This is a genomic window from Leuconostoc sp. (assembly GCF_965300815.1).
Map to the genome: position 1 here is coordinate 2,712 of NZ_CBDKZH010000013.1, position 14,923 is coordinate 17,634.

Sequence of the window (14,923 nt, forward strand, 5' to 3'; positions counted from 1 at the left end):
TTGATGTTTGTGATGACTGCTGAAACGGTGGATTATGGCGAATGGCGCTTTGGCGTTCGTGCCCAAGGTTTGCTAACGTCTGTTTCGGCCATTGGGGCTAGTATTGGGGCCGGACTGGCTGGCGTGATCAATAGTGACATTTTGGCACATTTCCATTTTGTCCCCAATATGACCCAGACAGCTTCAGGTATCATGGGCATTAACGTTTGCTTCGTGTATGGCCCGGCCATCATTGATGCCATTTGTATTATCAGTATTATGTTTTATGGTTTGGATAAACTCAGTGCTAAGATGCACGCCGATTTGCAGGCGAAACGCCAAGATGAATTGAATGAAGGAGTCATGAATTCACGATTAAATATGTCAACACTACCATTAATGGGTTAACTTTGCGGGGAACAGCCCATGTGCCAGAAGACGTTACCGGTCCAGTGCCCACAGGGCTGTTATTTCACGGCTTTGGCGCAGTACGAGATGAATATTTCTGTTCGTTTGTCCAAATTAGTCACCAACTCGCACAGCGTGGTATTGCTGCAATTGCGTTTGACTTCTCGGGTCATGGTGAAAGTGATGGTGATTTCATCGACTTTACGTTTAGCAATGAAGTCTATGAAGGCACGCAATTAGTGGCCTTCGTGAAGACTCTCGATTTTGTGGATGAGACACGGGTCGCGTTGCTGGGGATGAGTCTAGGGAGTGTCGCGGCTAGTATGGTTGCTGGACTGGTCGGTGATGCGGTGATGGGGTTGTGCCTGTGGTCACCGGCTGCTGTTTTCCAAGATGAGATTTTGGAAAATCAAACCTTGCAAGGTAAGTCGATTGCAACGGTTGCTGAAGATGGTTATTTTGATTTTAATTCGATGAAGTTAGGGCCACAATTCTTTGAGGATGTGAAGACGGTTGACATATATCCAACTGCCAAACAATATCTTGGGCCGGTTAAGATCATCCATGGTGCCGACGACACGATTGCCCCAGTGAGCTATGCGCAAAAGTACGTTGACACTTACCAACAACCCGTTGACTTAACAGTGGTGCCAGGAGCTGATCATAGTTGGGGGGATGTGCCAACTCGGGAATCATTATTTAACGCAACCTTGGCATTCTTTGATAAACTATATAAATAGAAAAGAGTCATTTGAACCGAGGGTAGATAAATTGGGTTATACGTTAAAAGATGTGGCAGAACGCGCGGGCGTTTCTCTGACAACAGTGTCACGTGTGATTAACAAGCGTGGTTATTTTTCCGAACAAACAGAAGCGCGCATTTATGCGGCGATGCAGGCATTAAATTATCAGCCAAATTCAGTGGCGCGGTCACTTTCAGGGAAAAAAACGAAGCTTATTGGGGTCATTTTAACGAATACACAAAACCCATTTAATTCCGAATTACTGGAAAAAATCGAGGCTGAGTTATTTGAACGGTCTTATAAAGTGATTATTGCCAACAGTTCCGATAATCCTGAAAAAGAGCGAGCCTATATCAGTATGCTCCAATCAAATCAGGTTGATGGCTTGATTACGGCGTCGCATAACATGATTATTGATGCCTATCACGACTTGAATTTGCCAGTGGTGTCCCTTGACCGTTACTTTGGACCGCAAATTCCGACCGTCAGTTCGGATAACTTCTCTGGCGGTCAAATGGCCGCCCAAAACCTGATTGCTGGTGGCGCTAAACGGTTACTCGTCTTTTCGGGTGAAATGCACGATATTAACCCAACGGTTGACCGTACTAATGGGTTCATGGTCGCAAGTCAAAAACAGGGGCTGACGCCAGTCGTCCAAGTGCTACCGAGTGATGCCACGGTGAATTTCCGGAAGATGTTAATGCATCAAGCCATTACCGAGCAGCAACCCGACGGCATTATGGCCACCGATGACGCGACCGCGCTGTTAGTGCTTGAAGTATTGCGCACGATGGCCTTACGTGTCCCACAAGATGTCCAAGTGATTGGGTATGATGGGAGTGCGTTTGTTTTACAAAGTTTTCCAGAACTATCAACGGTGGTGCAACCAATTGCTGATTTGGCCAAGACGTTAGTTGATGTGTTGATTGCTAAAATTGAACAACCAGAACGCTCACAAGAACGACAATATATGTTCCCAGTTACTTTTCATCGCGGGACGACAACGAAATAATGTGACCAAAAAACAGCCACGACTAATTTAGTCGTGGCTGTTTTTGTTTTTTGGTATACGGTAGTAGTCGCCATAATTATCTCAAAAATCGTAGATTGTAAAGGATACCCACGAACCAATCTTTTTGATGTAATTTTTTGAGCAGTAGGAGACCGTCCGTAGATAACTTACCGTTAAGCGATAGGATCTGAAGCGAATGTGTTAAAAGTCCCATTTCTCGATACTGCGATACATGCTGATCATTTAATTGATTAAGTGTTTTATAAATAATGTTTATTTCAGCATCTGTTAAATTGGAGTTGTTTGATACGAAAGACATTAAAAATTTCTGGTCATTGTTTTTAAACATAGTCGTCCTCTGGTGACAAGCAAAAAAGTTACAACAGGTTAAGATAATTAATATTTGTATTGATTAATGATAACACACTGAGAATAGTAACACCATTTGATTTATCAAAAGTAGTTATTTTGGTGATTGAAGATAAAGCATGGCCGGTACGGCGCAAAATAAAAAGGCTAATGTCTCGGGAGGAAGTCAAAAGCCTTTTTATGTTAGCGTTACGCTTATTAATAAAGAGAAGAGGAGATATAGCCAGTTGGTTAGGTTGGCTATGTCTTAAATATTACAGTTAAAAATTTAAATAAAAATATAACCTGGATAAAATGAAAATAAAATTTGGGGGATATGGGGGAGAAAAACGCCCGATAATGAAGAGACGGGCGTTTTAGGAAGGAGATATAAAAAAGAATGTTACCACGGTTACGTGATAATAAAATTGTATCAAGAAGAAAATGATGCGTCATGGTATAAATCGCGAAAAATAGTATAAATATGCATATTTTGATAAAAAATGGCAGTTATCTCTGAATGCATATGTTAGCGTGCAGTTTGATAAAGTATCACCATGTTGACAGCCTACGCAAGGCATAGTAAACTAAGACTACTTGAAATTAGCACTTATTTGAGTAGGATAAACATTCGGCGTGAAGAGAAGCAGTGGTTGGTGAAAACTGCACAGGTGTTACTATCCGAAATACAGCTATCGATTTAAGCGTGGCAGCACCATGTTATCAAATGCCAAAGTGATGCGTTTTTTAACGCGTAAGCTGGGTGGTACCACGGATTTTTAATTGTCGATTCGTCCCTTCTGTCAAAGTGACAGCAGGGACTTTTTTATTGTAAAAAAACATCAGGTAACTGATGACGACAGGAGAAAAAATATGGCAAAACAACTCAGTACCAAGTTGTCAGCTTTTTTGTTATTAGGAACGGTGATTATTTTGGCGGTGGGTGTGATTGGCTTTGGCCTCATGCCGATTGCCCCAATTTTAGCCGTGATTGGTTTAATCATGGTTGTGGCACGTTTGCGCGGCGTGTCATGGGCAACGAGTCAACGGGAACTGGTGAAAGGGATTGAATCAGGACTGACACCATTATTCCTTTTCTTACTGATTGGCGCTTTAATTGCGCTGTGGCTGGCGACTGGCGTGATTCCCACAATGATTTGGGCGGGCTTTAAAATTTTAACCCCAGCATTTTTCTTACCAACAGCGTTTGTCACCACCTCGTTGGTGGGCGCGTTGATTGGTAGTGCCTTTACAACCTTATCGACGGTTGGTGTCTCGTTGATGGGTGTTGGCACGTTGATGGGGATGAATCCAGCGATTGTGGCGGGAATTGTCTTATCAGGCGCTATTTTTGGTGATAAGAGTTCACCTTTGTCAGAATCAACGAATTTGGCCAGTGCTATTTCAGGGACGGATCTTTTTGCCCACATTAAAAATTTGATGTGGACGACTTTGCCGGCTTGGGGCGTGACGTTTATCGTGAGTGTGGTCTTGAGCGCGGGGTACCGAGCAGACGCACAGGCGACCCAAAAGATTGCCGCCTTATTACCCTTGCTACAACCGACATGGTGGGCACTTGTGCCATTAGGTTTGCTGGTGGTGACGGCTTGGTATAAAGTACCCGCCATTCCGGCGTTGATGCTCAATATTTTAGTCACGAGTGTTGCCTTTTTATGGCAACATAATGTGCCAGCGTTGGCAGATTTGGTCGTCAATGGCTTTAAAACGACCAGCACCAACCCAACATTGATGGCCTTGCTCAATCGTGGTGGCATGGCTGCGATGATGTCAACGATCATGATGATTATGTTGGCCTTGGGACTTGGCGGCCTGTTGAGTGGTTTAGGGATTTTAAATGCGGTCATGCAACCAATCGTGTCGCATCTCAAGACCCAACGTGCCATTATTTTGGCAACCTTGTTCACGGGGATTGGGGCAAACTTTTTGGTCGGCGAACAGTATCTCGCCACAATTTTGCCTGGCCAATTGTTTAAGAAAAGCTTTGAGACGGTTAAGCTCTCGCCATTGGCGCTGGGACGGACGATTGAAGACTCGGGGACGGTCATGAATTATTTGGTCCCTTGGGGGGTTGCCGGTGGTTTTGCGGCACAAACACTGGGGGTTCCCGTATTGGCTTTTGCACCATTTACCTTGTTTGCCTTACTCTCACCGGTGATGTCGATTTTGTCAGCCGTGACGGGGATTGGCTTAAAACAAGCCGATAACTAATTAAAAAACGCGTGACACCACTGAGTGGGTCACGCGTTTTATTGTGGGGTGCTTGATCAAGGGGACGTGGTATAATCGAGTAAATAGGGCATGGCCGATATGACTGAGATCGGGTGGTGTGTTGGTGATAAGGGAGCAAGCTATGATTCGTGATATGGTACGTGCAAAACCGTTGAGTTGGTTATTATTTATTTTGGGGTCCGATATTTTGACCGCTTATTTGCTTAACCTTTGGCACCAACAACCGTTTAGTGCGCCGCAAGACTACTGGACTATTTTGAAATTAGTCAGCATGGATATGATCAGTTTTGTGTTTATCATGTTGTTTTTGGATTGGTTACATGTGAAGTTTTTTGCTGGGCAACCAGAGAACTGGTTTGATAAGACGACCCGCATTGGCGGAAATATTTTAGCGGCCTACTTTGGATGGTTTAGTGTTCTCTATATTGGCGTACAAGGGATAATTTTGTCATTGCAGCAGACGCAAGCTTTCCAAAGTGATGACCTTTTGGTTTTGGCGGTGGTAGCTGGTCTGCTGGCTGGTTTGCATTACGTTTTCCGGCAATATATTCCGTGGTCATTTCAATTGAATCCGTTTTGAATCCTGATAATTCATAAGACACGTTGCGTAAACAGTGTCTTTTTTTGTTAAAAAATACAGAGACGCGTAAAATAGAATCTAAACAATGGTTTTGTGATATGTGACAACAATGAGGAGGCGTTAGCATGAGGATATATGCAGTACGACATGGTCAAACAATTTTTAATTGGTTAGACAAAGTTCAAGGTTGGGCCGATACGCCCTTAACACCAAAAGGCGAAGCAGATGGCCGTGCGGCCGGTCAACGCTTGAAAAATGTGCATTTTGATGCCGCTTTGTCATCAGACACGTCGCGGGCAATTCATACGGCGGAGTTTGTGTTGGCTGAAAACTTGCAAACACCACCAGCGTTAGTCAGCACACCCGAATGGCGGGAATATTTTTTTGGTAGTTTTGAAGGTGGGGGTAATCATGACATGTGGTCTGCTGTAGCGGCCGCGTTAGGGCTGGTGACAGATGATCCTAGCGAAATTGCTGAACATGCGGACATGACAACAATCATGGATACGATTTATCAACTGGATCCTCAACATCTCGGAGAAGATGCGGCCGCCTTTTGGCAACGCATTGATCAAGCCTTGGCCAACTTACTAGCAAAATATCCGGCTGACGCGACAATTTTGCTTGTGACGCACGGGCAACTCATTGGCAATTTGGCACAACACTACGGCCAGCTAATGACAGCGCAACGGCCGCAAAACGGTTCGGTGGCTATTTTTGATCTAAGTGCCACCGGTGCTTTGCAAGTACAAACGGTTAATGATTTGACGACGGTCTTTTAACTGCCCATCGGTTGACGCAATAGCTTATAATAGAATTATGCAAAAACCGCGTGAAATTTTAAAAGAAGTCTTTGGTTACGATGATTTTCGTACCGGACAATTAGATATTATTGAAAAAGTCTTAGCACACAAACATGCGCTAGCGATTATGCCAACTGGTGGTGGGAAATCCATCACGTATCAACTACCAGCTGTGATGTTTGAAGGGATTACCTTGGTGGTCTCGCCGTTAATTTCGCTGATGAAGGACCAAGTCGATGGTCTGAATGCGATGGGGATTGACGCGACCTTTTTGAACTCAACGTTGACAGGTCAAGAACAGGCGCAACGCATGTCAGACATTCGGGCAGGCTTTTATAAAATGTTGTATGTGTCACCTGAACGCTTGGAAATTCCGAGTTTTTTTAATTTTGTCCAGCAACTGCCGATTGAATTAATTGCCATTGATGAAGCCCATGTTATGTCACAATGGGGGCATGATTTCAGACCCAGTTACCTAAATATTTTACCGTTACTCGCACAAATTCCAGGCCAGCCAGCAGTACTTGGTTTGACGGCGACAGCCACAGATCGTGTCCGTCAAAATTTGCAGCAATTGCTGGCGGTGAGTGATGAAGATACTGTTTTAACTGGCTTTGCACGTGATAACTTGGCCCTTAAAATTGCCCATCAAGTCGATAAACGCCAATATGTCCAAGATTATTTGCGTTCTAATGTTGGGAAAAGTGGCATTATTTATGCGGCAACGCGTAAACAAGTTGATGAATTGTACGACTTTTTGGCTAAAAAAGGCGTCAAAGTTGGGCGTTATCATGCTGGATTACCAGAAAAAGAGCGCCAAGCGATGCAGGAAGCCTTTTTATATGATGATGTCCAAGTGATGATTGCCACCAATGCTTTTGGTATGGGGATTAACAAGCCGGATGTGCGTTTTGTCATTCATTATGCTGTGCCAGGCAACATTGAGGCGTATTACCAAGAAATCGGTCGTGCTGGTCGTGACGGGTTGCCGTCAGAGGCAGTTTTATTGTATGCACCGCAAGATATTCATTTGCAGGAATTTTTTGTGCAGAAGTCTGAAGGAACCGAAGCGCATAAGCAAAATGAATACAATAAAATTCGGGAAATGAATGCTTTTGCTAATACAGAAACCTGTTTACCGCGTTATCTCTTGAGTTATTTTGGTGAATTGGTGACCGAAGATTGTGGTCAGTGTTCGAATTGTCTGGATGCGCGTGAGCGGGTGGATGTGACCACCGATGCGCAACGGGTCTTGGCCAACGTTGTGCGGATGAACCAAAGTTTTGGGAAAACTTTGGTCGCTAAAGTTCTCAAAGGTTCACGGGATGCCAGTGTGCAAAAGTATGCGTATTTAACGACATTACCCACATTTGGCTTGATGAAAGAGCGAACGATTAAAGACATTAGTCGTTTTATTGATTATTTAACGGCCGACGGCTATCTGCGGATTGAAGGCGGCGAATTTCCCGTCTTAAAGCTGACCGATCGTGGCGTGCAGGTGCTCAAGGGGCAACTAAAAGTGACCAAGCGGGTGAACCAGCAAGTCATTGCCCAACGGCAAACCAACGTGGCGACCGACGGCTTAAAGTTATCGGATGAGGATAACCAGTTATTTGCTAAATTAAAGATGAAGCGCTTAGCGCTTGCGCGTGAAGCAGGCTTGCCGCCATTTATGATTTTCTCAGACAAAACACTGATGAATATGGCCGTTCTCCGACCAAAAACAGCGGCTGAATTTTTAGCTATTTCTGGTGTTGGTGAGAAGAAGTTTGAAATTTACCATGATGATTTTGCGGCGGTACTTGCGGAGGCGTAAGATAACCTCAATTGTTTAAAAGATGGCAGTTGCCATCTTTTTTTGTGGCCTAAAAGTGTTAACTGTTGGCACAATGGGCAACGCAGGTATTTTAGGGTCATTTAAAAAATAACAAAAAAAACTTACGTTAGTTAGTTGCTCGAACAAACTAACCATGATATAGTAACACTATAAAAAAGAAATGTTACCGCTTTCAAAAAATTACAAGTGACGTTAAGCAAGTTGAATTTTGGAATATGGTGACACAGTATAGCATAATTTGTTAGCAATAGAAGGAGAAGAAAGATGGACGGAAGTGTTCACAAGAATAATGAATTTGCTAAGCTCACGACGTGGGATCGTGTGAGTTATGGATTGGGCGATTTTGCTCAAAACTTGGTGTTCGGTACAGTCGGTGGTTTCTTACTATTTTACCTGACGAACATTAACGGTATTTCTGCTGGTGTTGGGGCAACAATCTTTTTGGTTGTCCGTTGGATTAACGTCGTTTGGGATCCTTGGGTCGGCACGGTTGTCGATAAAGCTCGGGTGACAAAAAACGGGAAGTATCGCCCATTCCTGCTCAACTTTGGGTTGCCATTGGTTATTTTGGCAGCGTTGCTCTTCTTGCCAGTCGCTAAGGTGCTTGGTGCTGGAACAGTTGCCACAACAGCCTATGCAACGGTTTCATATATGGCCACGGCCTTAGTTTATTCATTTGTTAATATTCCTTATGGTGCTTGAACGCCTCATTGACACGTGATGAAGCCGAAATCGGTAAGTTAACATCAACGCGTATGATGTTGGCCAACGTGGGTAACTTGTTGGTGTACACACTGTTCCCATTGTTTGTGCAATTGGCTTCACCAAACGCGAAGTTAACAGACACAGGCTTGTTCGGTTTGAAGTTGAATTTGGGTAATTATGCTGCGCCAGAAGCAGCGGGTGCTTGGTTTAAAGTATATGGCATCTATATGTTGATTGGGGCAGCGAGCCTATTTGTGGCTTACCGCAATACGAAAGAACGTGTGTTACCTGCAGAAACAGCAGGTGATCAAGTTAAGTATACGGATCTCTTTGCAGAATTTAAGCGTAACAAGGCCCTACAAATCTTAGGCATGTTCTTCCTGGTTGGCTTTACCTTGATGTTCTTTGGTAACACTGTATGGCCATACTTTATGCAATATAACTTTGGTGCTGAAGGTGGTAAGTCAGCTTTGATGGCCTCAATTGGTTTGATTGGCTCAATTCCAGGTATTTTCTTGGTTGTCATGTGGCCACGACTACGTGCGACATTAGGTAAGAAAGGTTTCTTCTACACATTCTTGAGTATCTTCATTGTTGGTCAGTTGTTGCTCTTTGCTTGGTCAAAGAACCCATCAGCAGACTGGCTTGGCTTCACGGGTCGTTTCTTGCAACAGTGGGGATTGACATCAGCAACTGGCTTCATGTGGGCTTTGGTACCTGAAGTGGTTGCGCATGGTGAATATATTTCTGGTAAGCGTGTCGTCGGCATCATCAACGCCATCATGGGACTTTTCTTCAAGATTGGTTTGGCCTTAGGTGGTATTATACCAGGTTATTTGCTTCAAATGACTGACTTTAAGTCAGGCGCTTTGACACAATCAGCCCTTGCCCAGACAGGTATTGAATGGTCAATGATCTGGTTGCCAGCTATCTTGGCACTCTTGGCAATGTTTGTGATTAGCCGTTATCCTTTGTCTGACGCTTATGTTGATAAAATGAATCACGAACTTAAAGAAAAGAATAGTTAATTGTTGAAAAATTGAAAGATTAAGTTAATAGGAGAAAATTATGCAGATCCAGAATCCTGTATTACCCGGTTTTAATCCGGATCCCTCAATTATTCGGGTGGATGATACTTACTACATCGCCACGTCAACATTTGAATGGTTCCCAGGAGTACGCATCCATGAATCAAAGGATTTGGTTCATTGGAACTTAGTTAAGAATGTCCTCGATACGACTGACATGCTTGATATGAAGGGGAATCCATCTTCTGGCGGTATTTGGGCACCAGATCTGTCGTATGCGGATGGTAAGTTCTGGTTGATTTTCACGGATGTGAAAATCACAGATGGTAACTTCAAGGATATGAAGAACTACCTGACAACGGCTGAAACGATTCAAGGCCCATGGACAAAGCCAATTTTGATTAACGGTGTTGGCTTTGATGCGTCACTATTCCATGATGATGACGGTCGCAAGTATTTGGTACAACAAACATGGGATCACCGTGAATATCGTCATCCATTTGATGGGATTACGTTGACAGAATTTGACACTGACACGATGCAGTTGAAGCCAGAAACGGCACGGACGATTTTTGCCGGCACCGATGTGAAGTTAGTCGAAGGCCCACACTTGTATAAGATTAATGGTGAATACTACTTGTTCACGGCAGAAGGTGGCACAATCTTTACGCACCAAGAAGTGGTATCACGTTCAAAGACATTAGATGAACTATCATTTGTCGTGGAACCAGATGGGCCATTTATCACAAACTTTGATACGCCAAATTCTTATTTGCAAAAGCAAGGCCATGGTGCCTTGGTCTCAACACCAGGTGGCGAATGGTACTATGCTTCTTTGACAGCCCGTCCATGGCATCATGCCAACGAAAGTGCCACGGATCCACGTGGTTGGTCAACATTGGGTCGTGAAACAGCAATTCAAAAAGTTGAATGGGACGATGCAGGTTGGCCTCGGATTGTCGGTGGTCATGGTGGGCAAAGGTTTGTTGACGCACCAAAGGATGCGATTGTGACAGATGCACCAGCAGATCATTCACAACATGATGAATTTGACACACCAACGTTGGATATTAACTGGAACACGCTACGTGTACCATTTACTGACAAGATGGGGCATACGGGTGATGGTAAGTTAACCTTGATTGGACAAGGCTCACTGGCAAATACGTTTGATTTGTCTTTGATTGCCCGTCGTTGGCAAGCCTTCTACTTTGATGCGGAAACAAAGGTTAAGTTTGACCCGTATTCTTATCAAGCAATGGCTGGGTTAACGAATTATTATAACCATTCACACTGGTCATGGATTTTCATTACCAAAAATGATGCTGGCCAAAATGTCATCGAAGTGGCTGAAAACAAGGGTGGGCTTCGTAACGGCAGCTATACGTCATATTTGCGTGATCAAGCCCCAGTCATTCCTGACGGGACAGAATACGTCTACTTTAAGTCGGAAAATCGTGAGGAAACGTATACGTACTACTACTCATTTGATGGGGAAACTTGGCATGCAACCGGGGTTGAATTAGATGCTGCGGTGCTATCAGATGACTATGTTGTCCGCGAATACGGCGGCTTCTTTACGGGCGCCTATGTTGGTTTGGCCGCGGTGGATTATTCAGGCTACGGTTCAACAGCAGAATTTGCGTACTTTGATTACAAAGAGCTGGGAGATCGTGTGCTGGCTGATGGCTCGTTCTCATGGGAAAAGTCAGAACAACGTTTTGATTAAGGCAGTTAAATGGATCTTCACAGAAGATCCATTTTTTATTGGTCACAAAACGTGCAGGCGTGACGTTCAAGGTACGGCTTGATGGATAGGTTCTGTTCACGTACAATAGAATCAATATATAATCGAACAAGTCGTGTAATGACTGCTGATAACGCTTTGTCGTGACTTGGTTATCCGACGACGCTGGTCGCAAAAATAGTGATTTGTAACATCAGTCCTTTGAAATGGAGTGTTAGCCAACATGGATAAATCAGATCAACTCACCATGAGAGATCACAATCAACGCTTAGTGCTGCAAGCGTTATTTAATGCGAAGGAAACGTCACGGGCGCAATTGGCCGTCGATTTAAACCTGCATAAATCAACCATTAGTTCAATTTACCGTGATTTGGATAAATTAGGGTTTATTGAGGACCTGGGTGAAGGCACCACCACTGAGACTGGTGGGCGTAAAGCCAAAATGATTCGGTTTAATCGGCAATATGGCTATGTGATGAGCTTTGATATGGGGCGTTATCATTTGCGCATGGCTTTAGTCCGCCTTAGTGGTGAAGTCATTTTTCAGAGTGCAGAATTAGTGGATGGGCGGGCTGTTGATGAAGTGCTCGCACTGATGAGCCAACACGTGAAGGCCCATAAAAATAAAAAGCATGGCACCCAAGAAGGTTTAATGGGGATTGCGGTGGGGATTCACGGCGTGGTGAATGATAATCAAGTTGTGTATTCGCCGTTTTTTGATTACCGTAACGTCGATATTGCGGCAACGCTTGAAAAAGTCGGTGGTGTGCCGGTGATGTTAGAAAATGAGGCGAATTCAGCTGCTGTGTATATTCGTGATTATCATGATTATTACCGGACAGCCCAGTATGATAATTTAGTCGCCTTGAATATCCATTATGGTATCGGTGCTGGTATCATTATTGATGGCCAGCTTTATCGCGGGATGCAGGGGGATGCAGGTGAAGTCGGGCGCAGCATTGTGGCCATGGCACACAATGCGCCGATTCGTGTCGAAGATTTATATTCCGAAGATGCGATGCTGGCCCGACTCGCAGCCCTGACGGAAGAACCAGTGGTCAATCGCGATGCGTTTGTTACTTTTGCTAACCAGAACAATGCGGTGAGCACGCGATTGTTAGAGGATTGGGTGATTGGTATTGCCCAAGTGGCCTATAATATTATTCAAACGACTGCGCCCCAAGCTTTGTTTATTCATTCGCGGTTTATTGCGGAAATGCCTGATTTACTTGGTCGTGTGATTGAAGCGTATCAACATATGAACCCAACCAATGAGAGTGAAATTTTATTTGCCAATCGCTCGGTCTATGAAGCCACCCTACTTGGTGGTGCGGCCGCGATGACGCGGAGGATCCTTGATTTAGAGGAACTGCCATTAATATTTACACATTAAAACCCAGTCATGGGTTTTTTTAGTATCCCGTAAAATTTAATGGGATAAATTTACACAAAAAGGGTTGCGCTTAGAAATGAAAGCGTATACAATATAGTTGTAAGTTGGTTGGTTAAACCAACCAACGTAAGATTAAATGGTTAAGGACGTTAATGTCCAGAAGGAGTAATACATGTCAGAATTGTTTTCATTTCCAAAAGTGACTTATGTTGGCAATCAGTCACTAACAGCTGGTGATGGTTACCATTACTATAACGCTGATGAAGTTGTTGCCGGCAAGAAGATGAGCGAATGGCTCAAGTTTTCAGTGGCTTACTGGCACACAATGGATCAACGTTTGACGGATCCGTTTGGTGAAGGCACAGCAGTACGCCCATGGGATAATGCGGGTGACGGCGATGAAATGGCCGCAGCGTTGGCAAAAGTCGACTACATGTTCGAATTTTTGGACAAGACAGGTATCGAATACTTTGCTTTCCACGATCGTGACTTGGCACCAGAAGGTAAGACATTAGCCGAAACAAATGCGAACCTTGACAAGGTGATCGACAAGATTGAACAAAAGATGCAAGAAACTGGTAAGAAGGTGCTTTGGAACACAGCCTCACTCTTCACTAACAAGCGTTTCTTGGCTGGTGGAGCAACCACACCATTTGCCGAAGTCTTTGCTTACGCCGCTGGTCAAATTAAGCACTCACTTGATATCGCTAAGCGTCTGGGTTCAGAATCTTATGTTTTCTGGGGTGGTCGTGAAGGTTATGACTTCCTTTTGAACACGGATACAAAGCGTGAATTAGACCACATCGCTGCCTTCTTCAAGTTGGCTAAGGACTATGCTGATGAAATTGGCTACACAGGTCAATTCTTGATTGAACCAAAGCCAAAGGAACCAACACAACACCAATATGACTTTGATGTGCAAACAACGATTGCGTTCTTAAAGACGTATGGCTTGGAAGACACATTCAAGTTAAACTTGGAAGGTAACCACACTTACTTGGCTGGTCATACTTATGAACACGAAGTGCGCTTTGCACGCGAAGCTGGTTTGTTGGGATCACTTGATGCTAACATGGGTGACAAGCTCACTGGTTGGGATATCGATGAATTCCCAAATGACATTTACGAAGCCACATTGGTCATGTATGAATTCTTGAAGAATGGTGGTTTGCCAACAGGTGGTTTGAACTTCGATTCAAAGCCACGTCGTCAAAGCTTTGAATTTGAAGATCTCTTCTATGCACACATTGCCGGTATGGATACGTATGCTGCTGGTTTGAAGGTGGCAGCTAAGTTGATCGAAGATCAAGTCATCGAAAACATTTTGAAGGAACGCTATGCCTCATTTGATTCAGGTATCGGCGCAGACTTTGAAGCTGGTAAAGTGACATTGAAGGATTTGGCTGCCTATGCGGAAAACAAGACAGATGACGAAATCAATGCAACATTGAAGTCAGGTCGCCAAGAACAAATTAAGGCCACATTGAATAACTACATTTTCTCAGTGTTGGGCAAGTAAGCATTTAAATTAATCCGATTATATATCCTCCCCAAAAATAATCTCCTCTCCTTAAATTAAATTTCCAACCAAAATTAACATATACCGATTTAACCACCAACGCATTGAACTGGTTGTGTGGAAAAAGGCATCGTAACGGACGTTGCGATGCCTTGTACATAGCATGCAGGATAACATTGACGATCATCGTCAGTGATACGGCATGCGAATAATTTTAGTCATTAAAGTCAATTGGAGAAAAAGTATGACACAAGTTGTATTAGGTGTCGATATTGGCACATCATCTGTTAAAGTTTCTGCTGTGGATCGTGAGGGTCAAATTGTTGCGCAGCAAAGTTTTGATTACCCACTGTCACAGCCACATCCCGGCTGGTCTGAACAAAATCCTGAAGATTGGGTGAATGGAACAACAGTTGCCATTGTGAACTTAATTTTAAAGGACGGCATTAAGCCAGAAGACATTGCGGGTATTTCTTATTCTGGTCAAATGCACGGGCTGGTCTTGTTAGATGAACATCATCAAGTGTTGCGGCCAGCAATTTTGTGGAACGATACCCGCACGACCAAGCAA

Annotated in this window: 11 protein-coding genes and 1 pseudogene; all 12 read left to right on the forward strand. The window is 43.9% G+C overall.

The window, feature by feature from the left end; all coding sequences use genetic code 11:
* The coding region (locus ACW12G_RS01850) for an MFS transporter (RefSeq protein ID WP_455647143.1) at positions 1-387 on the forward strand (387 nt) is incomplete at its 5' end.
* Positions 388-389: 2 nt separating this feature from the next.
* Positions 390-1,127, forward strand: a complete 738-nt coding sequence (locus ACW12G_RS01855; RefSeq protein ID WP_455647144.1) for an alpha/beta hydrolase family protein — start codon at positions 390-392, stop codon at positions 1,125-1,127.
* 31 nt (positions 1,128-1,158) lie between these two features.
* Positions 1,159-2,142, forward strand: coding sequence for a LacI family DNA-binding transcriptional regulator (locus ACW12G_RS01860; protein ID WP_455646803.1), 984 nt, complete (start codon positions 1,159-1,161; stop codon positions 2,140-2,142).
* A gap of 1,221 nt (positions 2,143-3,363) precedes the next feature.
* A complete protein-coding gene (locus ACW12G_RS01865; protein ID WP_455647145.1) occupies positions 3,364-4,719 on the forward strand; it encodes a Na+/H+ antiporter NhaC family protein in 1,356 nt (451 codons plus the stop codon).
* A 142-nt stretch (positions 4,720-4,861) separates the two neighbouring features.
* Positions 4,862-5,320, forward strand: a complete 459-nt coding sequence (locus ACW12G_RS01870) for a Tellurite resistance protein (RefSeq protein ID WP_278364309.1) — start codon at positions 4,862-4,864, stop codon at positions 5,318-5,320.
* Positions 5,321-5,445: 125 nt separating this feature from the next.
* A complete protein-coding gene (locus ACW12G_RS01875; protein ID WP_068851152.1) occupies positions 5,446-6,102 on the forward strand; it encodes a histidine phosphatase family protein in 657 nt (218 codons plus the stop codon).
* Between the two features lie 37 nt (positions 6,103-6,139).
* Complete coding sequence (gene recQ / locus ACW12G_RS01880) at positions 6,140-7,939, forward strand: DNA helicase RecQ (RefSeq protein ID WP_186731246.1); 1,800 nt, start codon at positions 6,140-6,142, stop codon at positions 7,937-7,939.
* Between the two features lie 285 nt (positions 7,940-8,224).
* A pseudogene (locus ACW12G_RS01885) lies at positions 8,225-9,693 on the forward strand (MFS transporter).
* 40 nt (positions 9,694-9,733) lie between these two features.
* Positions 9,734-11,422, forward strand: coding sequence for a glycoside hydrolase family 43 protein (locus tag ACW12G_RS01890; RefSeq protein WP_455647146.1), 1,689 nt, complete (start codon positions 9,734-9,736; stop codon positions 11,420-11,422).
* A gap of 241 nt (positions 11,423-11,663) precedes the next feature.
* Positions 11,664-12,833 carry an ROK family protein gene (locus ACW12G_RS01895; protein WP_455647147.1) on the forward strand — a complete coding sequence of 390 codons (1,170 nt, stop codon included), beginning with the start codon at positions 11,664-11,666 and terminating at the stop codon, positions 12,831-12,833.
* Between the two features lie 172 nt (positions 12,834-13,005).
* On the forward strand, positions 13,006-14,352 hold the full coding sequence (gene xylA / locus ACW12G_RS01900; RefSeq protein WP_029509982.1) for a xylose isomerase: 1,347 nt from the start codon (positions 13,006-13,008) through the stop codon (positions 14,350-14,352).
* Between the two features lie 244 nt (positions 14,353-14,596).
* On the forward strand, positions 14,597-14,923 hold a 327-nt coding region (locus tag ACW12G_RS01905; protein WP_455647148.1), incomplete at its 3' end, for an FGGY family carbohydrate kinase.

Coding starts and splice junctions, on each gene's coding strand:
- ACW12G_RS01865 (WP_455647145.1), top strand. CDS start 3,364: ATGGCAAAACAACTCAGTACCAAGTTGTCAGCTTTTTTGTTATTAGGA.
- ACW12G_RS01870 (WP_278364309.1), top strand. CDS start 4,862: ATGATTCGTGATATGGTACGTGCAAAACCGTTGAGTTGGTTATTATTT.
- ACW12G_RS01875 (WP_068851152.1), top strand. CDS start 5,446: ATGAGGATATATGCAGTACGACATGGTCAAACAATTTTTAATTGGTTA.
- recQ (WP_186731246.1), top strand. CDS start 6,140: ATGCAAAAACCGCGTGAAATTTTAAAAGAAGTCTTTGGTTACGATGAT.
- ACW12G_RS01890 (WP_455647146.1), top strand. CDS start 9,734: ATGCAGATCCAGAATCCTGTATTACCCGGTTTTAATCCGGATCCCTCA.
- ACW12G_RS01895 (WP_455647147.1), top strand. CDS start 11,664: ATGGATAAATCAGATCAACTCACCATGAGAGATCACAATCAACGCTTA.
- xylA (WP_029509982.1), top strand. CDS start 13,006: ATGTCAGAATTGTTTTCATTTCCAAAAGTGACTTATGTTGGCAATCAG.